At 67.4% G+C, this 26,960-nt stretch carries 25 protein-coding genes; 11 read left to right on the forward strand and 14 right to left on the reverse strand.

Features of this window, described 5'->3' with window-relative positions; genetic code table 11:
- Positions 1-6: 6 nt before the first annotated feature.
- From CAL26_RS19050 to pepE, 3 genes are read left to right on the forward strand one after another with little or no spacing between them, the layout of a single operon-like run.
- Entirely contained in the window at positions 7-939 is a 933-nt protein-coding gene (locus CAL26_RS19050) for a DUF1177 domain-containing protein (protein WP_094848340.1), read from the forward strand.
- 23 nt (positions 940-962) lie between these two features.
- Positions 963-1,652, forward strand: a complete 690-nt coding sequence (locus tag CAL26_RS19055; RefSeq protein ID WP_094848341.1) for an AroM family protein — start codon at positions 963-965, stop codon at positions 1,650-1,652.
- A gap of 5 nt (positions 1,653-1,657) precedes the next feature.
- Entirely contained in the window at positions 1,658-2,344 is a 687-nt protein-coding gene (gene pepE / locus CAL26_RS19060) for a dipeptidase PepE (protein ID WP_094849969.1), read from the forward strand.
- Here pepE and CAL26_RS19065 read toward each other — a convergent pair.
- From CAL26_RS19065 to CAL26_RS19095, 7 genes are all read right to left on the reverse strand, one after another.
- On the reverse strand, positions 2,341-3,126 hold the full coding sequence (locus tag CAL26_RS19065) for an ABC transporter ATP-binding protein (protein WP_373454493.1): 786 nt from the start codon (positions 3,124-3,126) through the stop codon (positions 2,341-2,343). The two genes, pepE and CAL26_RS19065, sit on opposite strands and share 4 nt — an antisense overlap.
- A 56-nt stretch (positions 3,127-3,182) precedes the next feature.
- Complete coding sequence (locus CAL26_RS19070; RefSeq protein ID WP_094848342.1) at positions 3,183-5,045, reverse strand: branched-chain amino acid ABC transporter ATP-binding protein/permease; 1,863 nt, start codon at positions 5,043-5,045, stop codon at positions 3,183-3,185.
- Between the two features lie 3 nt (positions 5,046-5,048).
- Positions 5,049-6,089 carry a branched-chain amino acid ABC transporter permease gene (locus tag CAL26_RS19075; RefSeq protein ID WP_094848343.1) on the reverse strand — a complete coding sequence of 347 codons (1,041 nt, stop codon included), beginning with the start codon at positions 6,087-6,089 and terminating at the stop codon, positions 5,049-5,051.
- A 76-nt stretch (positions 6,090-6,165) separates the two neighbouring features.
- On the reverse strand, positions 6,166-7,326 hold the full coding sequence (locus CAL26_RS19080) for an ABC transporter substrate-binding protein (protein ID WP_094849971.1): 1,161 nt from the start codon (positions 7,324-7,326) through the stop codon (positions 6,166-6,168).
- 145 nt (positions 7,327-7,471) lie between these two features.
- Positions 7,472-8,023, reverse strand: coding sequence for a biotin transporter BioY (locus CAL26_RS19085; protein ID WP_094848344.1), 552 nt, complete (start codon positions 8,021-8,023; stop codon positions 7,472-7,474).
- 35 nt (positions 8,024-8,058) lie between these two features.
- Complete coding sequence (locus tag CAL26_RS19090; protein WP_094848345.1) at positions 8,059-8,655, reverse strand: energy-coupling factor transporter transmembrane component T family protein; 597 nt, start codon at positions 8,653-8,655, stop codon at positions 8,059-8,061.
- Positions 8,652-9,329: an energy-coupling factor ABC transporter ATP-binding protein gene (locus CAL26_RS19095; RefSeq protein WP_094848346.1), complete on the reverse strand. Its 678-nt coding sequence runs from the start codon at positions 9,327-9,329 to the stop codon at positions 8,652-8,654. Before CAL26_RS19095 ends, CAL26_RS19090 begins: the two co-directional genes overlap by 4 nt.
- A 90-nt stretch (positions 9,330-9,419) precedes the next feature.
- Here CAL26_RS19095 and CAL26_RS19100 point away from each other — a divergent pair, with 90 nt between their 5' ends.
- Genes CAL26_RS19100 through CAL26_RS19110 form a run of 3 tightly spaced genes read left to right on the forward strand, consistent with a single transcriptional unit; the run spans position 9,420 to position 11,078 of the window.
- Positions 9,420-10,004: a septation protein A gene (locus CAL26_RS19100; protein WP_094848347.1), complete on the forward strand. Its 585-nt coding sequence runs from the start codon at positions 9,420-9,422 to the stop codon at positions 10,002-10,004.
- Between the two features lie 20 nt (positions 10,005-10,024).
- Positions 10,025-10,291, forward strand: coding sequence for a BolA family protein (locus tag CAL26_RS19105; protein ID WP_094848348.1), 267 nt, complete (start codon positions 10,025-10,027; stop codon positions 10,289-10,291).
- A gap of 10 nt (positions 10,292-10,301) precedes the next feature.
- Positions 10,302-11,078: a peptidylprolyl isomerase gene (locus tag CAL26_RS19110; protein WP_094848349.1), complete on the forward strand. Its 777-nt coding sequence runs from the start codon at positions 10,302-10,304 to the stop codon at positions 11,076-11,078.
- Between the two features lie 138 nt (positions 11,079-11,216).
- On the opposite strand, the gene ligA is transcribed toward CAL26_RS19110, so the two are convergent.
- From ligA to smc, 3 genes are read right to left on the reverse strand one after another with little or no spacing between them, the layout of a single operon-like run.
- Positions 11,217-13,322 carry an NAD-dependent DNA ligase LigA gene (ligA, locus tag CAL26_RS19115; RefSeq protein WP_094848350.1) on the reverse strand — a complete coding sequence of 702 codons (2,106 nt, stop codon included), beginning with the start codon at positions 13,320-13,322 and terminating at the stop codon, positions 11,217-11,219.
- On the reverse strand, positions 13,319-14,503 hold the full coding sequence (locus CAL26_RS19120) for a cell division protein ZipA C-terminal FtsZ-binding domain-containing protein (protein WP_094848351.1): 1,185 nt from the start codon (positions 14,501-14,503) through the stop codon (positions 13,319-13,321). The genes ligA and CAL26_RS19120 overlap by 4 nt, the downstream gene beginning before the upstream one ends.
- A 44-nt stretch (positions 14,504-14,547) precedes the next feature.
- A complete protein-coding gene (gene smc, locus CAL26_RS19125) occupies positions 14,548-18,078 on the reverse strand; it encodes a chromosome segregation protein SMC (protein ID WP_179283393.1) in 3,531 nt (1,176 codons plus the stop codon).
- Positions 18,079-18,441: 363 nt separating this feature from the next.
- Between smc and lplT the strand changes: the two genes are divergently transcribed.
- Complete coding sequence (gene lplT, locus CAL26_RS19130) at positions 18,442-19,758, forward strand: lysophospholipid transporter LplT (protein ID WP_094848352.1); 1,317 nt, start codon at positions 18,442-18,444, stop codon at positions 19,756-19,758.
- Between the two features lie 25 nt (positions 19,759-19,783).
- Here lplT and CAL26_RS28700 read toward each other — a convergent pair whose 3' ends face one another.
- Together CAL26_RS28700 and tsaB are read right to left on the reverse strand one after the other, a co-directional pair.
- Positions 19,784-20,572, reverse strand: a complete 789-nt coding sequence (locus CAL26_RS28700; protein WP_373454522.1) for a uracil-DNA glycosylase — start codon at positions 20,570-20,572, stop codon at positions 19,784-19,786.
- 301 nt (positions 20,573-20,873) lie between these two features.
- On the reverse strand, positions 20,874-22,196 hold the full coding sequence (gene tsaB, locus CAL26_RS19140) for a tRNA (adenosine(37)-N6)-threonylcarbamoyltransferase complex dimerization subunit type 1 TsaB (RefSeq protein ID WP_094848353.1): 1,323 nt from the start codon (positions 22,194-22,196) through the stop codon (positions 20,874-20,876).
- Positions 22,197-22,325: 129 nt separating this feature from the next.
- Here tsaB and risA point away from each other — a divergent pair, with 129 nt between their 5' ends.
- The 4 genes from risA to CAL26_RS19160 are packed head-to-tail and all read left to right on the forward strand — an operon-like array spanning position 22,326 to position 25,666.
- Positions 22,326-23,060 (forward strand): response regulator transcription factor RisA, encoded by a 735-nt coding sequence (gene risA, locus CAL26_RS19145; RefSeq protein WP_057649758.1) that lies wholly within the window; start codon positions 22,326-22,328, stop codon positions 23,058-23,060.
- Between the two features lie 34 nt (positions 23,061-23,094).
- Entirely contained in the window at positions 23,095-24,486 is a 1,392-nt protein-coding gene (risS, locus tag CAL26_RS19150; RefSeq protein WP_094848354.1) for a sensor histidine kinase RisS, read from the forward strand.
- A 58-nt stretch (positions 24,487-24,544) separates the two neighbouring features.
- A complete protein-coding gene (locus tag CAL26_RS19155) occupies positions 24,545-25,093 on the forward strand; it encodes a peroxiredoxin (protein WP_094848355.1) in 549 nt (182 codons plus the stop codon).
- Between the two features lie 54 nt (positions 25,094-25,147).
- Complete coding sequence (locus tag CAL26_RS19160; RefSeq protein WP_086066156.1) at positions 25,148-25,666, forward strand: carboxymuconolactone decarboxylase family protein; 519 nt, start codon at positions 25,148-25,150, stop codon at positions 25,664-25,666.
- A gap of 100 nt (positions 25,667-25,766) precedes the next feature.
- Here the strand turns inward: CAL26_RS19160 and ispF are convergent, their stop codons facing one another.
- Both ispF and ispD read right to left on the reverse strand, forming a co-directional pair.
- Positions 25,767-26,261 carry a 2-C-methyl-D-erythritol 2,4-cyclodiphosphate synthase gene (ispF, locus tag CAL26_RS19165; protein WP_094848356.1) on the reverse strand — a complete coding sequence of 165 codons (495 nt, stop codon included), beginning with the start codon at positions 26,259-26,261 and terminating at the stop codon, positions 25,767-25,769.
- Complete coding sequence (gene ispD, locus CAL26_RS19170) at positions 26,258-26,941, reverse strand: 2-C-methyl-D-erythritol 4-phosphate cytidylyltransferase (RefSeq protein ID WP_094848357.1); 684 nt, start codon at positions 26,939-26,941, stop codon at positions 26,258-26,260. The genes ispF and ispD overlap by 4 nt, the downstream gene beginning before the upstream one ends.
- Positions 26,942-26,960 lie beyond the last annotated feature (19 nt).

Below are 26,960 nucleotides of genomic sequence, written 5' to 3' on the forward strand. Positions count from 1 at the left end.
CCCGATATGAGTCTCAGCCATACGCTTCAAGTCTTCGACGCCTTCGACAGCGCCTACGCCAGCGGCCAGACGGTCGTCGACCTGCTGCGGCCCTATGCCGCGCACGCCAAAGTCGCCGTCAAGACCATCAGCGGCCCGAAGGGCAAGACGGACTTCGTGCGCATCGAAATCCCGGGCACGGAGGGCAAGACGAACGGCGGCGCCGCGCCCACGCTGGGCATCGTCGGCCGCCTGGGCGGCATCGGCGCGCGCCCCAGCCGCATCGGCCTGGTATCCGACGGCGACGGCGCCATCGCCGCGGTGGCCACGGCCTTGAAGCTGGCGCACATGGCCACGCAGGGCGACCGTTTGCCGGGCGACGTCGTCATCAGCACGCACGTCTGTCCCGACGCGCCGACGCGTCCGCACGAACCCGTGGATTTCATGGATTCGCCCATGGACACCGAGACCCTGAACGAAAACGAGGTGTCGGAAGAAATGGACGCGGTGCTGTCGATCGACACCACCAAGGGCAACCGCATCCTGAACCACAAGGGCTATGCGATCTCGCCCACCGTCAAGCAGGGTTATATCCTGCGCGTGTCGGAGGACCTGGTGCGCATCATGGAAATGACCAGCGGACGTCCGGCGGTGACGTTTCCCATCACCACGCAGGACATCACGCCCTACGGCAACGGCGTGTACCACCTGAACAGCATCCTGCAGCCATCGGTCGCGACACGGGCGCCCACCGTCGGCGTGGCGATTTCGGCGATCAGCGTCGTGCCGGGCTGCGGCACCGGCGCCAGCGACGAAGCCGATATCGCCGCCACCGTGCGCTTTGCCGTGGAAGTCGCCAAGGAATTCACGCGCGGGACCTGCAGCTTCCATGATGCCGGCGAATACGAGCGGCTGGTGGCGATGTACGGGTCGCTGGCGCATCTGCAGAAGCGCCAGTAAGCCCGCGCACGCAAGGAGCACACATGACGGACGGCAATCCCTTGCTAGGCACCATCACCATCGGACAGGCGCCGCGCGCCGACATCACCCCCATCCTGCAGGCGGCGCTGCCGGCCGGCGTGCGGGCCCGCCATGTCGGCGTGCTGGACGGCGTGTCGGCCAGCGATATCGCATCGCGCTACGCGCCGCGGCCCGGCCAGCCCTTGCTGGTGACGCGCCTGCTGGACGGCAATCCGGTCATCCTGGACAAGGCCGCCATCCAGGGCGCGCTGGCGGGCAAGATCGCCGAACTGGAGGCCAGCGGCTGCACGGTCATCCTGGTGCTGTGCACGGGCGAATTCCATGGCCTGACGACCCGACGCGCCTGGCTGGTCGAGCCCGACCGCATCGTGCCGCCGGCCGCCGCCGCGTTGGCCGGCGAACGCCAGGTCGGTATCATCGTGCCGCTGGCCGAACAGGCCGCCAGCGAGGCCGGCAAGTTTTCCATGCTGGCCCGGGCGCCGCTGTGCGAAGCCGCTTCGCCTTACGATGAAGATCCGCGCCCACTGGAAGCGGCGGCGCGCACGCTGCGCGATCGCGGCGCGCGGATGCTGCTGATGGACTGCATGGGCTTCGTCGAAGCGCATCGCGCGGCGGCGCGGCGCGCCAGCGGCCTGCCCACGGTGCTGTCCAACGCCCTGATCGCCAAACTCGTCGCGGAGCTCGTCATCTGATGTCCATGCAACTTCTTCTCTTGAGCAATTCCCGTTCGCCCGACGGCGGCTACCTGACGCATGCGGTCGCCCCGCTGCGGGCGCTGGCCGGCGAACGGCGCAAGACCTTGTTCGTGCCCTTCGCCGCGGTCACCACCAGCTGGGATGACTACACCGCCAACGTCGCGAACAGCCTGGCCGGACTGGGGTGGGCGTTCACCGGCGCGCATACCGTGGACGCCGATGCGGCCGGGCGCTACGAGCTGATCCTGGTGGGTGGCGGCAATACCTTCCAGCTGGTGGCGGAATGCCGCCGCCGCGGCTGGCTCCCGGCCATCGCGGAACGCGTGCGCGCCGGCACGCCTTATTCGGGCTGGAGCGCGGGCGCGAACCTGGCCTGCCCGACGCTGTGCACCACCAACGACATGCCCATCGTCGATCCGGGCGGGTTCGATGCGCTGGGCTTGATCGGGTTCCAGATCAATCCGCACTACAACAATGCGCTGCCGCCGGGGCACCAGGGCGAAACGCGCAATGAGCGCATCGCGGAATTCCTGGTTGCCAATCCGGCGGCGACGGTGGTGGGCTTGCCGGAAGGCGATTGGCTGGTGGGCGACGGTGCGCGCATGACCTTGCACGGCCCGCATACGGGGTATGTGTTCCGCCCGGGGAAGGCCCCGGAGGAAGTGCGTGACGGGATGGCGATAGGTTAGGGAACCCCTGCCTTGCCCAGGCCCAGATAGCTTTCGACGACGCGCGGATTGTTCGCCAGTTCGGCGGCGGCGCCGGACAGCACGACCTCTCCGGTTTCCAGCACATAGCCCTGATCCGCCACCTGCAGGGCGGCGCGGGCATTCTGTTCGACCAGCAGGATCGACACCCCGGCCTCGCGCAGCCGCGCGATGATGTGGAAGATCTCGCGGACGATGCGCGGCGCCAGCCCGAGGCTGGGTTCATCCAGCATCAGCAGGCGCGGCTTGGCCATCAGTGCGCGTCCCACCGCCAGCATCTGGCGCTCGCCGCCGGACAAGGTGCCAGCCTGTTGCGCGCGCCGCTCCTTCAGGCGCGGGAACAATTCGTAGACGTCCTGCATGCTGGCCCGCCAGCCCGCCTCGCGCATGCGATAGCGCCGGAAGCCGCCCAGGAGCAGGTTGTCTTCCACCGACATGCTGGCGAACAGTTCGCGCTTTTCCGGCACCAGCGACATGCCCGCCGCCACGCGCCGTTCCACGGGCCAGGCGGAAACGTCCTGGCCATCCAGCAGCACGGCCCCGCTGGCGTGTCCCGTCAGGGGCAAGGCGCCCATGATGGCGTTCAACATCGTCGACTTGCCGGCGCCGTTGGCGCCGATCACCGTGACGATGCTGCCGGCCGAGACCGCCAGCGTGACCGGCGACAAGGCGCCGACCTTGCCATAGCGGGCGGCCAGGCCTTCCACGCGCAACAGCGGCGCGGCGCCGGCCATGGACGCGGCCGATGCCGATGCCGGCGACATTGCCGATGAAGTTTCCAATGAAGCGCCGATCGGTGCCGAAGACGGATGCTGCCCGCTCATCGCGCTTCTCCCGCCATGGCGTCGCGCGGGGCTGGCGCGGCCGGTGCGGCCGCTTCGTCGTCGTCCAGTCCGCCCAGATAGGCTTCCAGCACCGCCGGATCCCGCTGGATATCGGACGGCACGCCTTCCGCCAGCTTGGTGCCGAAATCCATGACCACCAGATGATTGGTCAAGCGCATGACGAAATCCATATCGTGTTCAACCAGCAGTATGCTCATGCCCTCTTCGCGCAGTTGCGCCAGCACGTCGGCCAGTGCCTGCTTTTCCTTGTAGCGCAAGCCGGCGGCGGGCTCGTCCAGCAGCAGCAGGACGGGATCCCCCGCCAGCGCCCGGGCGATTTCCAGGATGCGCTGCTGTCCCAGCGCCAGGTTGCCCGCCTGTTCGTACATGCAGTCGCCCAGCCCGACCCGTTGCAGCTGCCGCGCCGCTTCGTGCAGCAGGCGGGCTTCCGCCGCGCGATCCGCCCGCAGGGCGCCGGCCAGCACGCCGACATCGGCACGCAGGTGCGCGCCCAGCGCGACGTTTTCCAGCACCGTCATGCCGGGCAGCAACTGCACGTGCTGGAACGTGCGCCCTACCCCGCGCCGCGCGATCTCACGCGCCGAGAGCCGCTCGATCCGGTCGCCCATGAAGCTGACCGCGCCACGCGTGCAGGGCAGCACGCCGGTGACCAGGTTGAAGGTCGTGCTCTTGCCCGCGCCATTGGGACCGATCAGGCCCATGATTTCGCCGGCGCGCACCTTGAAGGAGATGTCGTTGACCGCCACCAGCCCGCCAAAGGTCTTGCGGATGGCGTGGACGTCCAGCACCACCTGGCCCGGCGCCGGACGCGCCCGGCGCGGCAGATCCGGCGCCACGGGCGGCGCGGCGCGCCCGCGCGCCTTGCCGTTGCCGCCGGCCAGGCGCCGCCAGCCCGATACCACCATCGGCCAGACCCCATCGCGCGCATATTGCAGCATCAGGATCAGCAGCACGCCGAAAACAATCATCTCGAAGTTCGCGGTGGTGTCGAGCAGGCGCGGCAGCACGTTCTGGATCTGGTCCTTCAGCACCAGGATGATCGCCGAACCGAGCAGCGCGCCCCACACTTGGGCCGCGCCCCCCACCACCGCCATGAACAGGTACTCGATACCGTAGTTCAGGCCGAACGGACTGGGGCTGACGGCGCGCTGCATATGGGCGTACAGCCAGCCCGACAGGCTGGCCAGCAGGGCCGCGTACACGAAGACGATCACCTTGTAGCGCCGCGTATCCACCCCCATGGATTCCGCCATCCCGGCGCCGTTGCGCAAGGCCCGGATCGCGCGGCCCGGACGTGAATCGAGCAGGTTGCCGGTGGCCCATACGGCGGCCAGCACCAATATCCAGATCAGGTAATAGATATGACGGCCGCTGGCCAGCGAGACGCCGAACACCGTCAGCGGCGCGATACCGGCGATGCCGTCGTGGCGCCCCAATGCGTCCACCGTGCCGTACAGATAGAACAATGCCAGGCACCACGCGATGGTGCCCAGGGGCAGGTAATGCCCCGACAGCCGCAGCGTGATGGCGCCCAGCATCCAGGCGACCAGTCCGGTCAGCAGCAGCCCGGCCAGCAGCCCCAGCCACGGCGACCATCCCTGCGCGGTGGTCAGCCACGCCGTCGCGTAGGCGCCGATGCCGACGAAGGCGGCCTGTCCGAAGGACGTCAGCCCGCTCACGCCGGTCAGCACCACCAGCCCCAGCACCACCAGGCTGGCCAGCCCGATGTAATTGAGCTGCGTGATCCAGAATTCCGGCGTGGACGCGAACATCGGCAGCAAGGCCAGCAGCACCACGAAGACCAGCAGCGGCAGGCGCCGGGCGAATAGCGTCTTCATGGTTTATTCCTCGGCTTCGGAATGTCCGCCGCCGCGCAGCGACAGCCAGAGCAGCACCGGAATGATCAGGGTGAAGACGATCACTTCCTTGTACGCGCTGGCCCAAAAGGACGAGAACGATTCCAGCAGTCCCACCAGCAGCGCGCCGGCCGCCGCGACCGGATAGCTGGCCAGCGCGCCGATGATCGCGCCGACGAAGCCTTTCAGGCCGATCAGGAAACCCGTGTCGTAGTAGATGGTGGTGACGGGCGCGATCAGGATGCCGGAAATGGCGCCCATCAAGGCCGCCAGCGTGAAGGTGATGCTGCCCGCAATGGTGCTGCTGATGCCCACCAGCCGCGCGCCGCGCCGGTTCACCGCCGTGGCGCGCAAGGCGCGGCCATACAGCGTCCTGCCGAAGAACAGCCACAGCGCCAGGATCAGCACCGCCGAGGTCGCCACCACGAACAGGCTCTGCGCCGCCCACATGGTCACGCCCAGGTCCACCTGCCCATCGACGAAAGGCGGCGTGCGCCAGCCTTCGGCGCCGAAAAATACCAGGCCCATGCCGACCAGCACGAAATGCACCGCCACCGACGTGATCAGCAACACCAGCACACTGGCTTCCGCCAGCGGCTGGTACACGATGCGATACACCATCGGTCCCATCGGCACGATCAGCAGCAGCGTCAGGACCATATTGCGCCACAGCGGCGTGTCCGCCCCGGTCAGGCGGCTGGTCAGCCAGTACAGCACGGCCGGCAACACCACATTCGCCAGGAAGGCCCGGGGCAGCGCGGCGCCGCTGCGCAGGCGCAGGGCGCGGCCCAGTTCCAGCAGGAACACCACGCCGCCCAGCAAGGGGAGCAGGTAGACCGTGCCGGGCAGCTTGCCGTCCACCAGCATGGCCAGCGTCAGGGCCCCGAAAGCGACGAACTCGCCCTGCGGGATGAAGATCACACGCGTCACGGCGAAGACCAGCACCAGCGCCATGCCCAGCAGGGCATAGATCGAGCCGCTGACCACGCCGTCCTGCAACAGGATGAACGCTATCGAGGAATCCATCGTTGGCTTTACCGTGTCAGGCCGCCGCGCGCGACCCAGGCGTCGCGCGCGGAACGGCCGGCATCAAGTTGGCGGGTCAGAGTCCCGGCTGGTAGACCCACTTGCCGTTCTGCACCTTGACCATGACACGGGCGCGTTCGTCGAAGCCGGCGTGATCGGTGGGGCTCATATTGAACACGCCTTGCGAGGCCGCCAGGTTCTTGATGTTTTCCAGGGCATCGCGCATGGCGGCGTGGAACTCCGGCGTGCCGGGCTTGGCCGTGGTCAGCGCGACGGGCACCGCCGCCAGCACCAGTTGGCCGGCGTCCCACAGATGGCCGCCGAAGGTGCTGACCGAACCGGCCCCGTGCGCCTTTTCATAGGCGGCCACGTAGGCCAGCGCCGACTTCTTCACCGGGTTGCTGTCCGGCAATTGGTCGGCCACCAGCAGCGGGCCGGCGGGCAGCAGCATGCCTTCGCAATCCTTACCGCACACGCGCAGGAAGTCGCCATTGGCCACGCCATGCGTCTGGTAGATCAGGCCGCCGTAGTTGCGCGCGCGCAATTCCTTCTGCGGCAGCGCGGCCGGCGTGCCGGAGCCTGCGATCAGGACGGCGTCGGGACGCGCGCCGACCAGCTTCAGCACCTGGCCCGTCACACTGGTGTCGGTGCGGCTGAATTTTTCGACCGCGACCAGTTTGATGCCCTTCTTTTCGGTGGCGTTCTTGATTTCCTGCAGCCAGCTATCGCCATAGGCGTCGGCGAAGCCGATGAAGCCCAGCGTCTTGACCTTGCCCTTGACCATGGCGTCGGCCAGCGCGCCGGCCATCAGGGCGTCGTTCTGCGGCGTCTTGAACGCCCATTTGCGCGGGCCGTCGACGGGGTCGACGATCTTGACGCTGGCCGCCACGCTGATCATGGGCGTGCTGGTTTCGCCGGCCACGTCCACCATCGCCAGCGAGGCGGGCGTGACGGAGCTGCCGATGACCACGTCCACCTTGTCCTCGCTGACCAGCTTGCGCATGTTCTTGACGGCCTGCGTCGTGTCGGTGGCGTCGTCCAGCACGATCCACTCGATCTTCTGCCCGGCCACTTCCTTGGGCAGCAAGGCCACCGTGTTGCGTTCCGGAATGCCCAGCGACGCGGCCGGACCGGTGCTGGACAGGGTGACGCCGACCTTGACCTGCGCCTGCGCCATCAAAGGCAGGGCCAGCGCAAAAGCCGCGGCCGCGATGCGTGTTTTATGTTTGGGATGCATCATTGAAGTCTCCGGAAAGAGCCGGCGGCGTGACGCGCGTCCGGCGGCAACAACATATGGACTGGTCTGCAAGCTATACAGAAAAACGGATTATAGGTTTAAAACCGTATCAAATCGCCTCATCCGAGGCGGGTAAGTAATCACCCTAGGAGAAGGTCCAGACCCGCCGCACGCGCTGCGTCACCACGGCCGCCAGCACCGCCTTGGCGATGTCGCCGGGCAGGAACACGGCCATGGCCAGCGCCGCCTTGTCCAGCGGCATGCCGGCGATGGCCGCCAGCCAGGGGATGCCCACGGCATAGACAACGACCAGGCCGCCGCACAGCGCGGCCGCGAAATACCCCAGCATGGCCGTGACGGTGCCGGCGCCGGTGCGCGCCACGCGCTGCGCCATGGCGCCGCACAGCGCCGCGCCCACCAGCATTCCGATCAGGAATCCTCCGGTCGGCCCGGCGTAGACGCCCAGGCCGCCGCGCCCCCCGGGCAGCACGGGCAAGCCGATCGCGGCCAGAAGCAGATACAGCGCCACCGCCGCGGTGCCGCGCGCCGGCCCCAGCATGCACCCCGCCAGCATGACGCCCAACGCCTGCAAAGTAATGGGGACCGGCAGCGCCGGTACCGGTATCGGCGGGGCCAGGCTTAACACCACGATGAACGCCGCGAACATGGCGACCGTTACGGTATTGCGGGTGCGCATGCGCGCTCTCCTTGAGGCAAGTGGAAAAAACCGGGTCAGCCGCCGCGCGCATCGATCGCGTCCGCGACTTCCTCGGCGCGTTTGAAGGTGCGGACCAGCAGCGGCACGGTCAGCGCCAGCGCGTTGCGCGACAAGCCCCGGGCCGCCTGCGCCTCACGGATTTCCTGATAGTTGCGCCAGATTTCCGGTATGAAGCGCAAGGTCAGGGCCAGCGCGAGCGCCACCCGCTCCGCGTCCACCCAGCCGAGCCTGTCCAGGGGACGGAGCGCCTGCTCGCAGACGCGAATCAGGTCGCTGGTCCGCGTGGTCAGGGTGACCGCCAGGGCCAGGGCGACCAGCGCCGACACGCGCAGCAGGACCTCGGCCGCGCGCACCCAGCCTTCGAACCAGGCCGTGCAGGCGCCCACCACCGCGAGTATCGCCACGAGTCCGCGCACATGACGCCATAGCGCGCCCGCCCCCACGCCCGATGCCGCCACCAGCAGCAGGCCGCAGGCGCAGGCCAGGGCCAGGACGTCCAGGCGATGCACCAGGAACAGCAAGGCCCCGGCGGCCAGCAGCGCCAGGACCTTGCAGGGCGCGGGCATGCGCTGCAGCCAGCGATCGCCTTCTACATATAGGGGCTCCATCATGCGCAATGCTCCCGGTACCAGCGCAGCGCGGCCGCCGGCCGGTCGTCCGCGGCCACCCGCCCATCGACGACCACCAGCACGCGATCGAAATCGTCGAGCAGATCCAGGTCGTGGCTGACCACGACGGCATCGCAGGCCAGTGCGCCGATGGCGGCCCGAACCCGGTTGCGGTTGCGCAGGTCCAGCTGCGTGGTCGGCTCGTCGAACACCACCACCTTGGGTTGCATCACCAGCACCGCGGCCAGCGCCACCAACTGCCGCTCGCCGCCGGACAGCGTGTGGCTGGCCCGGTCGGCCAGATGCCCGATGCCCAGGGCATCGAGCTGGGCGGTCGCGCGGGCCTGCCGCGCCGCCCTGTCCGTCACACGGGCCTTCAGGCCGAATTCCATATCTTCCCGCACAATGGGAAAGACGATCTGGTTTTCGGGATTCTGGAAAACGAAGCCGACTTCACGCCGCACCTCGCGCGTCGCCGCGCGCGTGTCGTGGCCGTTGACGCGCACCGATCCGGACGTGGGCAACACCAAACCGTTGACCAGCCGGGCCAGCGTACTCTTGCCCGCGCCGTTGGGACCGACGATCCCGACGCGGCGTTCGCTCAGCACCGTGCTCACCCCATGCAGAATCTGCGCGCGGGGCGTCGTCACGACGGCATGATCAAACTCGATTAACATGGGGCGCGATTATGCCCGAACCCGCTCGCCGGACCGGAATTCCGGGCAGACATGGCATCCGCCGGTATTGAAATGCGAATTTGCTGAAGAATGAAGAAGTTTTTATTCGACCTGTTTCCGTTGCTGCTGTTTTTCATCGCCTATCGCTACGCCGGGATCTATACGGCCACGGCGGTCGCGATAACGGCGTCCGTCCTGCAGATCCTGTGGCTGCGCCTGACCGGACGGCCCATAGAGGGCATGCACTGGATCAATCTGACGGTCATCGTGGTTTTCGGCGGCGCGACCCTGTGGCTGCATAGCGACGTATTCATCAAGTGGAAACCCACGGTGCTGTACTGGTTATTCGGCGGCGCGCTGCTGATCGGCCGGTGGTTATTCAAGCGCAATCTGGTGCGGCGCCTGCTGGAAAAGCAGATCGCGCTGCCCGACGCGGTATGGGACAAACTGAACGCCACCTGGGCGGTGTTTTTCCTGATCGCCGGCGCGGCGAATCTCTACGTGGCGTTCTCCGGCCATTTTTCCGAATCCGAATGGGTCACCTTCAAGGCCTTCGGACTGATGGGCTTGATGATCGTTTTCGTCCTGGCGCAATCGCTGTGGCTGGGGCGGCATCTGCAACCGCATGCGGGCGAAACGCCCGACGACAGCGGCGGCGATGCCGGTAAACGTTGAATAGATTTGCTTAACTTTCCATGACTGATATTACCGACGTCGCTGCTACCATCCGCGAACGCCTGCAAGCACTCGCGCCGGTGGCGCTCGATATCCAGGACGACTCCTATCTCCATGCGGGACACGCAGGCGCGCATGGCGGCGCTTCGCACTTCACAGTGCGGATTACATCCGCCCAGTTCGCAGGGCTGACACCCGTGGCGCGACATCGCCTGGTGTATGATCGTTTGAATGATTTGATGCCCTATCCCATCCACGCGCTTGCGCTGGAAACCCGTACTCCTTGAAAGGACCTACATGAAACGCTTTATCCTGCTGGTGGCGGCCTGCGTGATTGCCGCCCCCGCTTTTGCCCAGAACGTGGCGACGGTGAACGGCAAACCCATTACTCAAAAAAGCCTCGACCAGTTCGTGAAACTGCTCGTCAGCCAGGGTGCGACGGATTCGCCTCAGCTGCGCGATCAGGTCAAGCAGGAAATGATCAACCGCCAGGTGTTCGTGCAGGCCGCCGAAAAGGCCGGCGTCGCCAAGCAGCCTGACGTGCAGACCGAAGTCGAACTCGCTCGCCAGGGCATCCTGGTTCGCGCCCTGATGGCCGACTACCTGCAAAAGCATCCGGTAACGGACAAACAGGTCGAGGACCAGTACAACGAGGTCAAGCAACAGCAGGCCGGCAAGCTGGAATACAAGGTCCGCCACATCCTGGTTTCGGATGAAAAGACCGCCAACGACCTGCTCGCCCAGATCAAGAGCGGCAAGCTGAAATTCGAAGATGCCGCCAAGAAGGAATCCAAGGATCCCGGCAGCGCCGAAAAGGGTGGCGACCTGGGCTGGGCCCCGGCCACCAACTACGTGCCGCCTTTCGCGCAGGCCGTGACGTCGCTGCAGAAGGGTCAACTGGCCGACAAGCCCGTGCAGACCCAGTATGGCTGGCACATCATCCAGGTGGAAGATACCCGCCCGGTGGAATTCCCGCCGCTGGACCAGGTGCGCCCGCAGCTGGAAGAAATGCTGCGTCAACAACTGCTGGCCAATTACCAGAAGTCGCTGCGCGAGCAGGCCAAGGTGCAGTAAACCGCTTGGCTGTCCCAGCAAAAAGCCCCGCCTGCAGGCGGGGCTTTTTGTTTTGGCGGTGTGTGTGTCGTGTGTCGTGTGTCGTGTGTCGCGTGTCGTGTGTCGTGCCGTGCCGCGCCTTGAGGTCGGCCGGCCGGCTTATTCCCGCACGCCCAGCAACTGCTTGAGCCCGTCCTCGTCCAGCACCGGCACGCCCAGCTTTTCGGCATTGGCCAGCTTGCTGCCGGCTTCCGCGCCGGCGACGACGTAGGCTGTCTTCTTGGACACCGAACCGCTGACCTTGCCGCCCGCAGCCAGGATATGGCTGGTGGCTTCCTCGCGCGTCCAGTTCGGCAGGGTGCCGGTCAGGACGAAAGTCTTGCCCGAGAAGCCACCGGTGCGCGCGGCGGCTTCGGCCACCGGATGCACCCCCTGCTGCCGCAGCGCATGGACGATGTCGCGATTGTGATGCTCGGCAAAGAAGCGATGGATGGACGCCGCCACCGCGGGCCCCACATCGGCCACTTCCAGCAACTGTTCTTCGCTGGCATCCATGATGGCGTCCATATCGCCGAAATGACGGGCGACGTCGCGCGCCGTCGTTTCACCGACGTGGCGGATGCCGAGCGCGAACAGCAGGCGGCCCAGGGTCGGCTTGCGCGCCTTGTCGATGGCGTGCACCAGGTTTTCGGCCGACTTCGCGCCCATGCGGTCATAGTCCGCGAGCTCTTCCACGGTCAGGCTGTAGATGTCCGCCAGGGACTTGACCCGGCCGCGTTCGACCAGTTGATCGACCAGTTTTTCGCCCAGCCCCTCGATATCCAGGGCCTTGCGACCGGCCGCATGCAGCAGCGTCTGCTTGCGCTGCGCGGCGCAGAACAGGCCGCCCGTGCAACGGGCGATCGCCTCGCCTTCCGGCCGCTCGATGGCCGAGCCGCAGACCGGACAGGCGGTCACCATGCGGAATTCACGCGCGTCGGCAGGCCGCTTTTCCAGCACCGGCCCCACGACTTCCGGGATGACGTCGCCGGCCCGCCGCACGATGACGGTATCGCCGATGCGCACATCCTTGCGGCGGATTTCGTCTTCATTGTGCAGGGTCGCGTTGGTGACCGTCACGCCGCCGACGAATACCGGCTGCAGGCGGGCCACCGGCGTGATCGCGCCCGTACGCCCCACCTGCACTTCGATGTCCTGCAGCGTGGTGGTGGCTTCTTCGGCGGGATATTTGTGCGCCAGGGCGAAGCGCGGCGCCCGCGCCACGAAACCCAGCACCTTCTGCGCCGGCAGCGAATCGACCTTGTACACCACCCCGTCGATGTCGTAGGCCAGCGTGGGCCGCAGCTTCGCGACCCGGGCGTAGAAATCCAGCAGGCCGTCGGCGCCGCGCGCCTTGCGGTTGTGCTGGGTATTGATGGGCAGGCCCAGTTCGCCCAGCCAATCCAGCATCGCGCTGTGCGAATCGCGCGGCAGCGTGGACGTTTCGCGGGTGCCCGGCGCCGGCTCGTCGAACTTGCCGGCCTGGCGTCCCGCGGGCCCGTGCACCTCGCCCCAACCGTAGGCGAAGAAGCGCAAGGGCCGCTGCGCCGTGATCTTGGGATCCAGCTGCCGCAGGCTGCCTGCCGCCGCATTGCGCGGATTGACGAATACCTTTTCGCCGCGCGACGCCTGGGCTTCGTTCAGCCGCTCGAACTCGCGGCGGTTCATCAGCACTTCGCCGCGCACTTCCAGCACGCGAGGCGCGCCCGCCTTCAGCTGTAGTGGAATGGAACGGATGGTGCGGATATTGGCGGTGACGTCTTCCCCGGTCTGGCCGTCGCCGCGGGTGGCGGCCTGCGCCAGCTTGCCGTCTTCATAGCGCAGGCTGATGGCCAGCCCGTCCAGCTTGAGTTCGCAGAAATAGTCGGGCTCGGCGGCCGGCCCCAGCTGGCCGGACGACCGCAGCGTGTCCGTGACCCGCTTGTCGAAGGCGCGGACTTCTTCCTCGTCGAAGGCATTGCCCAGGGACAGCATGGGCACGGCATGGGTGACCGCGCCGAACGCCGCCAGCGGCGTCGCGCCCACGCGTTGCGTGGGCGACTCCGGCGTGACGAGCTCGGGATGGTCTTTTTCCAGCGCTTCCAGCCGGCGCATCAGGCCGTCGTATTCGGCGTCGGAAACGCTGGGCGCGTCCTCGACGTAATAGCGGTAATTGTGCTGCTCGATTTCCACGCGCAGCCGCGCGATTTCTTCCTGCGCGGCGCGGGTGTCCTTGCCTGCCTTCACGAAAACACCCGCAGCGCACGCGGGCTGCCGGCGCGCAGGCCGGCCTGCTCCAATTGTCCGAACAGGACCTGCAGGCGCTCATCGATCACGGCGACGGACGCATCGGCCAGCGGCTTGCCCTGGTCATCGACCAGTTCGGCGCGCAGGCGCTGCGCCAGTTGCCGGCCGACGTCGACCATGCGGCCGAACGCGCGGTCGTCGGGCGGGCTGCACGGCACGTCCAGCAGCAGGTTCAAGCGCTCGACGCCACCGACGCCGGCATCGAAGGCGGCGCCGTCGCCACGCGTCAGCGTAAAGCGCGGCAGCCCGATGTCGGACATCCACACCACGCGCGGGCCGTCATGGATGAAACCCAGGTCGCGCGCGATGGAAAGCACTTCGGCGGCCGGCTGCGCGCCGCCCAGCAGCAGCGTCAGGCCGACCTGGGTGTCCAGCGCGGCGCAGGTGTCGTCCAGGCGCGCCGCCTGTTCGAGCACCGCCTGTTGATCCGGACCTTCTATGGCGGCGTCGAAACGCTCGCCCAGGTCCTGCGCGCGGGCCCAGGCCTGCGACCATTCGATCGCCGTCAGCGGGCCCGTGCGATTGGCCAGCAGCACGGCGACCTGCAGGGAGCTGTAGCGTTCTTCGCCACGCAGCCGGGCGCGATGGCGCTGATCGTCGGTCTGGCCGAACACGCGCATGGGCTTGCGGCCGGCCGAGCGCATGCTTTGCGTCACGGGCAGCAGATCGCCGCCGCGCACGGGCTCGGCGAAAGTGATTTCGATCACGACTTCGCAAGCGGGATCGGCTTCGTCGCCGTCATCGCCGTCCGGATGCGCGGGCGTGGCCGTCGCGGCCGCCGGATGGACGCCGGAATGAGCCGACGCGTAGGCCGCCGCGCCCGCGGCGTCGCCCGCCGAACCGCCGCCGCCGCCCAGTCCCGGCTCGCGGCGCTGCGACGGCTGCTTGGCATGGCTGGCGGGATCCGGCTGCCCGGCATAGGCACCGGACGCGGCGCGGGCGGCGCCATGCGGCGTGCCGGCGTCGTGCGCGCCCGCCCCCAGCAGGGGGTCGTGCTCGTTGCTGGGGAAGTGCGCCTGCATCTTGCGCCGCACCCGCCTATCCTGCCACCAGTTGAAACCCAGCACCATCAGGATGAGCAGGACGCCAAGGACGATCAGCCCGATCTGCAAATCACTCATGTATCAATTCCGCGCCTTTGGGGGCCACGCCTCTTCTAACCATGTTATGCGGCTTCGGCCGCGAGCTGCACCGCCGAATCGATATCCACCGCGACGATGCGCGAGACGCCTTGTTCCTGCATCGTAACGCCGACCAACTGCTTCGCCATCTGCATGGCGATCTTGTTGTGCGAAATGAATAGAAACTGGGTCTGTTCGCTCATCGCGCTGACGAGGTTGGCATAGCGTTCGGTATTCGCATCATCCAGCGGCGCATCGACTTCGTCCAGCAGGCAGAATGGCGCCGGGTTCAGCTTGAACAGCGCGAACACCAGCGCGGTCGCCGTCAACGCCTTTTCGCCGCCCGACAGCAGGTGGATGGTGCTGTTGCGCTTGCCGGGTGGCTGGGCCATCACCTGCACGCCGGCGTCCAGGATTTCGTCGCCCGTCATCATCAGCTTGGCCTCGCCGCCGCCGAACAGCCGGGGGAAGAGCTCGCCGAAGTGGCCGTTGACGGTATTGAAGGTTTCCTGCAGCAGCTCGCGCGTTTCGCGGTCGATCTTGCGGATGGCGTCCTCCAGCGTGTCGATGGCGGTCATCAGGTCCTGCTGCTGCGCGTCGAGGAATTCCTTGCGTTCGCGCGAGGTGGTCAGTTCGTCCAGCGCCGCCAGGTTCACCGAACCCAGGCTGTCTATCATGCGCGAAATCCGCGTCACTTCCGACTGCAGCCAGCTGGCGCGTCGCCATTCGTCGGACATGGATTCCAGCGACTGCGCCAGCGCTTCGCGATCGACCTCGCGCGCGTTCAGCTGTTCGCTGAACTGTTCTTCGGCCAGGCGGGCCGCCTGTTCCTGCAGCTGCAATTCCATGATGCGCGCACGGCGCGGTTCCAGCGACTGTTCCTGCCGCACGCGGTCTTCGTCGGCGCCACGCAGCTGCGCCGCCAGGTTGTCCATTTCGATACGCGCGCGGGCCAGCGCTTCTTCCCGTTCCGCGCGCAATTCCAGCGCATCCTGCAGGCCGGCCTGCGACGCCGAGGCGTCCAGTTCGAACAGTTCGCCCTGCAACTGTTCCAGCTCGGCCCGCGCGCGCGCGCTCTGGTCGGCGGCCAGCTGCTGGTTGCGGCGCAGGTCCTGGATACGGGCCTCGATGCCGCGCTGGGCGAATTCCGATTCGTGCACCGCGCGTTCCAGCTCGCGCAGCCGCGCGCGCGCGGCTTCCGCCTGTTCGGCCAGGGTCTCGCCTTCGATCTCGGCGTCGGCGAAGCGCGTCTGGTGCTCCGCCAGCTCCTGGTCCAGCGTTTCGAAGCGGACTTCCGCGTCTTCGCGCGCGGCGCGCAGTTCTTCTTCGTGGGCGCCGATTTCCGCCAGGTCTTCGCGCAGGCGGGCGCCGCGTTCACCCGATTGTTCCGCCTGCTGCTGCAGCCGGGAATACTCCAATTGGATATCGTGCACGCGGCGCGTGACCTCGGCCACGCGCTGGCGCGCCGGCACCAGCGCCTGGGACACCTGCTGCCAGGCGGTCTCGCTGCGCGCGACGGCGGCGCGGCCCTGGTCGGCGATCAGCTGCTGCGCCTTGAGTTCGCGCTGCAGGTTTTCGATTTCCTGCTGCCGCGCCAGCATGCCGGATTGTTCGGAATCCGCCGCGTAGAAACGCACGCTGTGCGCATCCACCAGATGGCCGTCCTTGACCACATAGGCGCCGCCCGGCGGCAGGGCCGACCGGCCGGCCAGCGCCTGGCCCAGGCTGTCGCTGACGTAGACGTCGCGCAGCCATTCGTTCATCAGGGTGCGCAGATCGCCATCGGTGATGCGCAGCAGCGCCGTCAGGGGCTGCTGCCCCGCCGGCGCCGCGGGCGCGGGCGCGGCCACCGGCAGCTGGTAGAAGGCCAGCCGGGCAGGCGGCGCGTCGTCGGCGAAAGCCTTGGCCCAGTCCAGGTTGCGCACTTCCAGCGCCGCCATGCGCTCGCGCAGGGCGGCTTCCAGCGCGGTTTCCCAGCTGGCTTCGATATGCAGCTTCTGCCACAGCCGACCCAGGCTGGCCAGCTCATGCTTGGCCAGCCAGGGTTCCAGAGTGCCCTGCTTCTGTACGTCTTCCTGCAGCTTGGCGAGCGCCGACAGGCGGGCTTCCAGCCGCGCGAGCGCCTGCGCTTCCTGCTGGGCGGTGGCCTGCGCGCGGCCACGCTCGGCATCGGCTTCGGGCAGGCGTGCTTCCAGCGTCGCGAGTTCTTCCTGGGCGGCGTCCAGCTGTTCCTGGCCCGCGGCCAGGGCGCCCGCCAGCTCTTCCATGCGTGCCGGATCGGGCGTCTGCAGCTCGCGCATTTCCTGCTGCACGCGCTCACGCCGCTGCTCCAGCGCCTGCAACTGGCGATCGGCATCGCGCTGGCTTTGCGCGACCAGGGCCAGGTCCTGCTCGACGCGCGCCAGCGCGCTGCGCATGGCGTCGCGGCCCTGGGCCGCATCGCGTACCCGCGACTCGACGCCCGGCAGCGCGGCCTGGGCGTCTTCCGCCATGGCGCGCGCTTCCTGCGCCCGCTCGGCGCCGGCGGCCAGGTCTTCCTCGGCCTGGGCGATCTGTTCGGTGCAATGGGTCTGCTGGCTGTCCCATTCCTCGATCTGGCGGGTCAGCTGCTCGCGCCGCGCCTGGACGCGGTTGCGCGATTCCACCACGTGGCGGATTTCCGCCTCCAGCCGACTGACCTGCGCGTTGGCCTCGTACAGCTGGCCCTGCGCAGAGTGGACCAGGTCGCTGGCGGCGTAGTGGGCCTGGCGGCGCGATTCCAGCGCGGCTTCGCCAGCCCGCAATTCGGCGATCGCGGCTTCCAGTTCGGTCTGGGCGCGTTCGATTTCCTGGGTTTTCTTCTGGCGTTCCTGGCGCGCGCCCGTTTCCTTCAGGAACCACAGGGCGTACTGCTTGCGCTCGCCGTCGGCCTGCAGTTCGCGGTATTCGCGCGCCACTTCGGCCTGGGCTTCCAGCTTTTCGAGCTGGCTGTTCAGTTCGCGCAGGATGTCTTCGACGCGGGTCAGGTTTTCGCGCGTATCGGACAGGCGGTTTTCCGTCTCGCGCCGGCGCTCCTTGTAGCGCGACACCCCCGCCGCTTCTTCCAGGAAGACCCGCAGCTCTTCGGGACGCGCCTCGATCAGGCGGTTGATCATGCCCTGCCCGATGATGGCGTAGCCGCGCGCGCCCAGCCCGGTGCCCAGGAAGATGTCGTGGATGTCGCGCCGGCGCACCTGCTGGTTGTTGACGAAATAGCTGCTGGTGCCGTCCCGCGTCAGGACCCGCCGCACGGCGATTTCGGAATAGGTGCTCCACTGCCCGGCGGCGCGGCCTTCGCTATTGTCGAAGACCATTTCCACCGACGCGCGCGCCGCCGGCTTGCGATTGCCCGATCCGTTGAAGATCACGTCCTGCATGGACTCGCCGCGCAGTTCCGACGCCTTGGCCTCGCCCAGGACCCAGCGCACGGCGTCGATAATGTTCGACTTGCCGCAGCCGTTGGGACCGACCACGCCGACCAACTGGCTGGGGACCGGAATAACGGTGGGGTCGACGAACGATTTGAAGCCGGCGAGTTTTAGCTGGGTAAGACGCACAGTATCTGATGGACTGACCGGAGGGTTGAAGGACGCGCTGAAACGGACCTGCCGCGCATTGCAAATCGGCCCCGAGGGGCCGATGCGGACGAGCCGGCTCGATGGACCGGCTTTTTCGGGGCTTATGATACCCCACCGTCCGCCTCTCCCGCATGCCGGCGCTCCCCGGCGCATCGTCATGCGGCGCCGCGTTCCGCCGGACGGCCGCATGCCGCATCGCCGCATGGCACGCCGCCGGCGCCGCTCTCAACGCCCGCGCCCCGGGGTGGACGCTATACTCGCTGACACTTTTATTTGGCGCAGGCCTGTTCATCGCGCGGCCACTGCCGGATACTGACCGGCAACGTGAATGGGGACGACTCTTTGAAACGCGGTTTCTTTCTGGTCATGGCGGCGCAGGCGCTCTCCTCGCTTGCGGACAATGCGCTCTTCATCGCGGCGATTGCCCTCATCCAGGAACTGCACGGTCCGGACTGGATGGCGCCGATCATGAAATGGTCGTTCGCGCTGGCCTATGTGCTGCTGGCCGCCTTCGTCGGCGCCATCGCCGACTCCTATCCCAAGGGCCGCGTCATGTTCGCCACCAATGCCTTGAAGGTCGGTGGCTGCCTGCTGATGTTTTCCTATGCCAGCCTGGGCTTCGCCCCGGTCCACCAGACCTACCTGGTCTGCCTGGCCTACGCGATGGTGGGCGTCGGCGCGGCCGCGTACTCGCCGGCCAAATACGGCATCGTGACCGAAATGCTGCCGCCCCACCTGCTGGTCAAGGGCAACAGCTGGATCGAAGGGTTGACGGTGATCTCCATCATCCTGGGCACCGTCCTCGGCGGGGCGCTGATTTCGCCGGATATTTCCCAGGCCATCCTGCAGCACCCCCTGAGCCGCAGGCTGGTGCATACGCCGGCCGAAGCCGCCATCCTGGTGATCGCCGGCGTCTACCTGCTGGCCGCGGCCTGCAATCTGGTCATCCCGAACACCCACGTGCGGTATCCGCCGCAACAGAAGAATCCCATCCGCCTGATCTCCACCTTCGGCGGCTATGTGCGCGTGCTCTGGCGCGACAAGCTGGGGCAGATCTCGCTGGCCGTCACCACCCTGTTCTGGGGCGCCGGCGCGACGCTGCAGCTGATCGTCATCGAATGGGGGCGCAGCCAGCTGGGCTACCGGCTCGACCAGGCCTCCATCCTGATGGGCGTCGCGGCGGTGGGCACCGTCATCGGCTCCATCCTGGCCGGCCGCATCCCGCTGCGCAAGGCGCTCAGCGTGCTGCCGGTGGGCGCCGGCATGGGCCTGGTGGTGCTGCTGATGCCGCTGGTGCAGGCCACCTGGAGCGTCTACATCCTGCTGCTGGTCGTCGGCGGGCTGGCCGGCTTTTTCGTGGTGCCCATGAACGCCCTGCTGCAGCACCGCGGCCACGTCCTGCTGTCCGCCGGCCACTCGATCGCCGTGCAGAACTTCAACGAGCAGCTCAATATCCTGCTGATGGTGGCCATCTACACGGTGCTGCTGTGGCTGAACCTGCCCATCGGCATCATCATCGTGATCTTCGGGTCCATCGTCGCGATCCTGATGCTCATATTCATGCGCTGGAGCCGCCGCAACATGCAGGAACGCCCCGAGCTGATCAGCCAGATCGGCCAGGAAGGGCACGGCAAGGCGCTGAGCGGCGAGGCGCACTGAGCGCCCGCGCGGGCCTTCCCCCGGCTCAGAAGCCGGCCGCCAGCCGCAGGTCCTGCCAGGCGCGGGCCTTTTCCACGGGGCTGCGCAACAGGTACGCCGGGTGGTAGCTCACCACCATGGGGATCTCGCCGGCGTCGGTCTTCAGCGTGTGGACGCGGCCGCGCAGGCTGCCGATGGCGGCGTCCGTTTCCAGCAGGGTCTGCGCGGCGAAGCGGCCCATCACCAATATGCGCTGCGGCTTCAGCAGCGCGATCTGACGCATCAGGTACGGCCGGCAGGCGGCGATTTCTTCCGGCTTGGGGTTGCGATTGCCTGGCGGCCGGCACTTGATCACGTTGGCGATGTAGACATCGCGCTCGCGGCTCATGCCCACGGCCGCCAGCATGGCGTCCAGCAATTGCCCCGAGCGGCCGACAAAGGGCAGTCCCTGCCTGTCCTCCTGCTCGCCGGGCGCTTCGCCCACCACCAGCCAGCGCGCATTTTCGGCGCCCATGCCGAACACGGCCTGCCGGCGTCCCTGGCACAGCCCGCAGGACCGGCATTCGAGCACCCGCTCGCGCAGGGTCGGCATGTCCAGCATGGCCAGCGATTCGGCGGTGGGCGGCGGTTGCAGCGGCGGGGGCTCGCTGGCGGCGGGCGCCGCCGGGGGCTTGCCGGGCCGCATGGGCGGCCTGCCCTGCGGCGCGGCCGTGGTCGGCCGGCCTTGCGTGGATGGCGCGCCGGCGGCGGCCGTGGCCGCGGCGCCTGAACCGGGATGGCGGGCGGCGGCGGCATCGACGCCAGCGTCGGGACCGGCGGTGAGCGAGGCATCGATGCCGGCCCCAGTGCCGGCGGCAGGCGCCGACGCAGCACCTGACGAGCCGGAGGCGGCCGCCGCATCGGCGCCCGCCGCGCTGCCGGCATGCATGCGGCCAGCGGGGCCTGCGGGACCCGTTGAAGCGGGTCCGACCCCGACCTCGCCGGCAGGGCTCGATGGCGCGCGGCGCGCCGACGCACCTTCGCCGGCCGGCTGCGGCGATTCCTGCCGCAGCCACACCTTTTCCATGCCGATCTCGCGCAGCCAGGCCCGCTGCAAGGGATTCAGCGCGAACGACTTTACCGGGGCAGCCGTCGGATCAACCATGGCTGGCCTCGTCCAGGGTGACGGGCTTCTGCATCACCAGCGCGTCTTCGCGCCGGCCGCGGCCGGCCGGGTAATAGCCGCGCCGCAAGCCCACGCGCAGGAAACCGTGGTGTTCGTAAAACGCCACCGCCCCCGTATTGGACGGCCGGACTTCCAGCAACACCCCGCCTATGCCGCGCTGGCGCGCGCGCGCCACGCACCAATTGATGAGCCGGGAACCCAGCCCCTGCCGATGCATGGTCTTGTCGATGGCCACCACCAGCAGATGCGAAACGTCCGGGGCATGCATCAGGATGCAGAAGCCCAGCATCCTGCCGGCCCGCCGCAACACGCAGGAATCGTAGCCGGCCGCCAGCGCGTCGGCGAAATTGCGGCGCGTCCACGGAAACGCCTGCACGGAGGCCTCGATGCGATCCATATCGTCCAGGTCCTGTTCCGTCACGGGCGACATCTCGATCGGCACGGCATCGGCCGGCGGCGGCGCGTTGTGCGTCACCCCGTGCGTCACCTGGTGCGGCGCCTGCTGCGACGCCAGCGCCTGCGCCGCCTTGGGGTTGCCGCCCTGCCCCGCCAGCCGCTCGGCGGTGGTGAAGGCCACGCGGTCGCGCACGTAGAGCGGCATGGCCTGCTCGGGCGGCACCGTGTCGCCCTTGCGCCAGGCCAGCAGCGCCAGCCGCGCGACGTCGCGGGCATGCGGCCGCATGGCGTCGTAGCGCGTCCAGTCGGCATGCGGCGCCATCAGCAGCGGATAGGCGTCCCAGGCATCCCCGGCCAGCACGGGCGACAGCGCCAGCCCGGTACGAGCCCGCCAATCGACCAGTTGGGCTTCCACCCAGGGCACGACTTCGGCGGCGGCGATCAGCAGCGGCGCCGCCAGCACTTCCCAGGCCGTGTCGTCGGCGGCGCCCTGCGCACGCCGGTACACGGCCAGATAGACCTCTTCCATGCGGGCATCCAGGGCCACCACGATGGCCTGGTCGGGCCTGGCGGGCACCTGCGCGGCCACGGCCAGATGCGACACGATGGGCACCACCGGCAGGTCGTGCGCCATGGCGATGCCCTGCGCGACCCCGCAGGCCACGCGCAGGCCGGTAAAGCCCCCCGGCCCCTGGCCGAACGCGACCGCCTGGATGTCGCCCGCTTCCAGGCCGGCATCCCGCAACAGGTCGCGCGCCATCGGCAGCAGGCGCTCGGCATGTTCCTGCGCGCCTTCGTGCTCCAGGGTGGCGATGGCCGGGCCGCCCGGGAGATCCCGCAGCAGCGCGACGCTGCACCGGGACGAAGAAGTTTCAAGCGCCAAAAGGGTGGGATTCATAGCGGAATTGTACGTAATACCAAAGACTTGCCCTCGTTTGTAAGGGGGATTTCAACCATCCTGTCCAATGTGTAATATCTTGTGAACGCCCACTAGCCGGTCATTCCGGGCACTGTTACATTTCCCGCCATGAATACGCAAAACACCACTCCGACGCGCAAAGTCCTGGTTGTCGACGACGATCCCCGCCTGCGCGACCTGCTGCGGCGTTATCTCTCGGAACAGGGCTTCAATGTCTTCGTTGCCGAAGACGCCAAGGAAATGGGCAAACTCTGGCAGCGGGAGCACTTCGACCTCCTGGTGCTCGACCTGATGCTGCCCGGCGAAGACGGCCTTTCCATCTGCCGTCGCCTGCGGGGTGGGCACGACAACACGCCTATTATCATGCTGACCGCCAAGGCCGAGGAAATCGACCGTATCGTCGGCCTGGAAATGGGCGCGGACGACTACCTGTCCAAGCCGTTCAACCCTCGCGAACTCCTGGCGCGCATCAACGCCATCCTGCGCCGCCGCGGCACCGAAGAGCACCCCGGCGCGCCCAGCCAGGAAAACGAATCTATCGCCTTCGGGCCTTATATCCTGAACCTGTCCACGCGCACGTTGACGCGCAACAACGAACAGGTGCCGATCACGACGGGCGAGTTCTCGGTACTCAAGGTGTTCGCCCGCCATCCCAAGATTCCCCTGTCGCGCGACAAGCTGATGGAACTGGCGCGCGGCCGCGAATATGAAGCGTTCGATCGCAGCCTGGACGTACAGATTTCCCGCCTGCGCAAACTGATCGAACCGAATCCCTCCAAACCGGTATTCATCCAGACAGTCTGGGGACTGGGTTACGTTTTCGTGCCGGACGGTGGCAGCTGAAACCTGATCGTTCCCGGGGCAGGAACGCCGCAACATGCTCCGCTTTCGCAGCGCCCTGAAAGCCATGACGTCGCGAATACGTCTGGGCCTGTTCGGCCGTACGTTTCTGCTGCTGGCCACGCTCATGCTGGTCAGCCTCGGCGCCTGGCTGCAGGTCTTCTTCAGCATGGAACTGGGCCCGCGCGCCAACCAAATGGCGCAGCGGGTGATCACTGCCGTCAACATCACGCGCACCGCCCTGGTCTATTCGCAGGCGGACGAACGCAGCAAGCTGCTGCTGGACCTGGCCACCAACGAAGGCATCCAGGTCTACCCGCGCGAACTCACCGACTTTGCCGAACCCCTGCCGAACGACGACTATTGGCAGCGGGTGGCCGACCATATACGCAGCCGCTTCGGACCGGAAACGCAGATCGCCTGGGGCGTCAATCAGGTGCCCGGGTTCTGGGTGAGCTTCCAGATCGACCACGATCTGTACTGGCTGGTCTTCGAGCGTGAACAGATAGGCCTTACAGGCGGAATCGAATGGCTGGGCTGGGGCGCGACCGCCCTGCTGCTTTCGCTGGTCGGCGCGGCGGTCAGCGTCGGCTTCGTCAACCGACCCCTGTCCAGGCTGGCGCGCGCCGCGCAGGTGCTGTCGCGCGGCGAAACGCCGGCGCCCCTGCCCGAAAACGGCCCCCTGGAAATCCGCGACCTGAACGCGTCCTTCAACAGGATGGCCAAGGACATCCGGCAGACGGAGGCCGATCGCGAACTGATGCTGGCGGGCATCTCGCACGACTTGCGAACACCGCTGGCGCGCATGCGCCTGGAGATCGAAATGAGCGGCGTGTCGGAAGACGCGCGGCAGGCAATCGACGACGATCTCGCCCAGATAGACCATAGTATCGGGCAGTTGATGGAATATGCGCGTCCGGCCGGCACGTTGCCGCAGATGGCCACGGACGTCTCCAGCGTCCTGGGCGAGCTGCTGGACCGGGAGCGCAGCCACACCGCCTCCACCGGCGGCGAAATCGAGGCCTTCATCACGCCGGGCCTGCGGGCCAGGATCACCGCGCTGGATCTCAAGCGCATCGTCAGCAATCTTCTGGAAAACGCCCGCCGCTATGGCCGCTCGGGCGACGGGCAGGCTCACCTTTACATGGGCGTGCAATCAGAGGGCAATATCATCGCCATCGAAGTCTCCGACCGCGGGCCCGGCATCGCGGCCGACGACGTGGATCGGCTGCTGCGGCCCTTCTCCCGGGGCGAAGCGGCCCGGACCGGCGTGAGTGGCGCGGGACTGGGGCTGGCCATCGTCGAACGCCTGCTGAAACACGTGGGCGGTACGCTGAAAATGCTGCCCCGCGCGGGTGGCGGGCTGACGGCGAGGATAGAATTGCCCAAAGCGCGCATTAGGAATTTTCAATTAGACAGCGAAACCTAATAGCGTAGAATTACACGTCTGTATTCAGTCACCCAAAACGCAAACGCAAGGAGTCCACATGAAAACTGTTGGCGACAAACTCGAGCCTTTCAAGGTTACCGGCGTCAAGCCCGGCTTCAACCACCATGAAGAAAACGGCGTATCCGCCTTCGAGGACATCACCGAGAGCTCCTTCCCCGGCAAGTGGAAGGTGATCTATTTCTACCCGAAGGACTTCACGTTCGTCTGCCCGACCGAAATCGTCGGCTTCAACTCGCTGGCCAAGGAATTCGAAGACCGCGACGCCATCCTGCTGGGCGGCTCGAGCGACAACGAATTCGTCAAGCTGGCCTGGCGCCGTGAGCACCCGGACCTGAACAAGCTGGGTCACTATCAGTTCGGCGACACCACCGGCGCCCTGATCGACCAGCTGGGCGTCCGCGAAAAGGGCGCTGGCGTTGCACTGCGCGCGACCTTCATCGTCGATCCGGACAACGTCATCCAGCACGTGTCGGTGAACAACCTGAACGTCGGCCGCAACCCGGAAGAAGTCCTGCGTCTGCTGGACGGCCTGCAAACGGATGAACTGTGCCCCTGCAACCGTAAGGTCGGCGGCGACACGCTGTAATCTTCATCGCCCGGTTCGCCGGGCTTTTGCTGCTTCACGCTATAGGTAAAAACTATGGAATTTATCCAAACCATTAAGGACGCAGTGCCGGATTGGGCGAAGGATATCCGGCTGAACCTGGACGGCGTGATTGCCCGGTCCACCCTACCGGCGGCCGACGCCGTCGGTGCGGCCCTGGCGGCGGCATTCGCGTCGCGCAGTCCCTTTTTGATCGAAGCGTTCAAGCAAGGCCTGTCGGAAACCGACGCCAACGCCGCCTTGACCGCCGCCGCGCTGATGGGCATGAACAACGTCTGGTATCCCTATGTCGAGATGGCGGACGATGCCCAGTTGAAGAGCCTGCCGGCCCAGTTGCGCATGAACGCCTACTCCACCAGCGGTGGCGTGGACAAGAAGCGCTTCGAGCTGTTCGCCCTGTCGGCTTCCATCGTGGGGAAGTGCCACTTCTGCGTGCAGTCGCACTACGCGCTGCTGAAGAAGGAAGGCTATTCGGTGGAACAGCTGCGTGACGTCGGGCGCATCGCGTCGGTGGTCAATGCCGCCGCGCTGGTACTGACGGCGCAGGGCAAGTAAGCAGGGCACTGGCCGAAACCCCGGACCGGGCTGGCGCGTCGCGATCGACGGCGCCAGCCCGGTTTTTTGCGCCTGGTTCCCCTGCCGCCGAGTCCGACGGCTACGCGCCGTCCGCGCGCGCCAGCAAGGCAACGACGGTCGCCGCGATTCCTTCCTTGCGGCCCAGGTAGCCCAGGCCTTCATTGGTCTTGGCCTTGATGTTGATCACGCCGGCGTCCACGCCCAGGTCGGCGGCAACGTTGCCGACCATGGCGGCGGCATGCGGCCCGATCTTGGGCGCCTGCGCATGCACCGTGGCATCGATATTGACCACCACCCAGCCGGCGGCACGCACCTTGGCCATGGCCGCGCGCAGCAGCACGCGGCTGTCGGCGCCGCGATAGGCCGGATCGGTGTCGGGAAAGTGCCGGCCGATATCGCCCAGCGCCGCGCCGCCCAGCACCGCGTCGGTGATCGCGTGCAGCAGGACGTCCGCGTCGGAATGGCCCTGCAGGCCATGCGTGTGCGGAATGGTGACGCCGCCGATGATCAACGGCCGGCCGGTGACCAGCGCATGCACGTCGAAGCCCTGACCGACACGGAAGGGTACGTTCACAGCCATTTCTCCATCAATGCAAAGTCTTCCGGCCAGGTGACCTTGAAATTGCGCATGACGCCGGGCACCAGCAAGGGCGCGTGACCGGCGGCTTCGACGGCCGAGGCTTCGTCGGTGACGTCGATCCCGCGATCCTCGGCATCCCGCAGCGCCCCGCGCAGCAGGCCGGCGCGGAACATCTGCGGCGTCTGCGCCAGCCACAATGCCTGGCGGTCCACGGTGCGCGTCACCCGCTCCGCGCCCGCCTTGACGGTATCGCGCACGGGCAGCGCCAGCAGGCCGCCCACGGGGTCATCCAGGCAGGCATCGATCAGGCGCGCCAGCACATCCGGGGGAAGGCCGGGACGCGCGGCGTCGTGCACCAGCACCCAGTCGTCGTCCGCCGCGCCGCTGTCGGCCAGCGCCCGCGCCACGGTAAGCGCCCGCGTCGGGCCGCCGCACGGGCGCCAGACCGTGCGCGGCAGGCCCGCCAGCGCCCTTTCCACCCAGGCGTCGCCGGCGGTCACGGCCACGCGCACTTCGCGGATGCGCGGATCGGCCAGCAGCGCGAGCACCGTATGGCGCAGCATGGGCTGTCCGGCCAGCGGCTGGTATTGCTTGGGCACGCCGCCATGATCCGCGGTCAGGGCGCGAGCGCCGACGCCGGCGGCGGGAACGAGCGCGATTAGGGAAGCAGACATAAGCCGGAGATTTTATAAT

The sequence above is a fragment of the Bordetella genomosp. 9 genome, assembly GCF_002261425.1.
In the GTDB taxonomy this organism is placed as follows: domain Bacteria; phylum Pseudomonadota; class Gammaproteobacteria; order Burkholderiales; family Burkholderiaceae_B; genus Bordetella_C.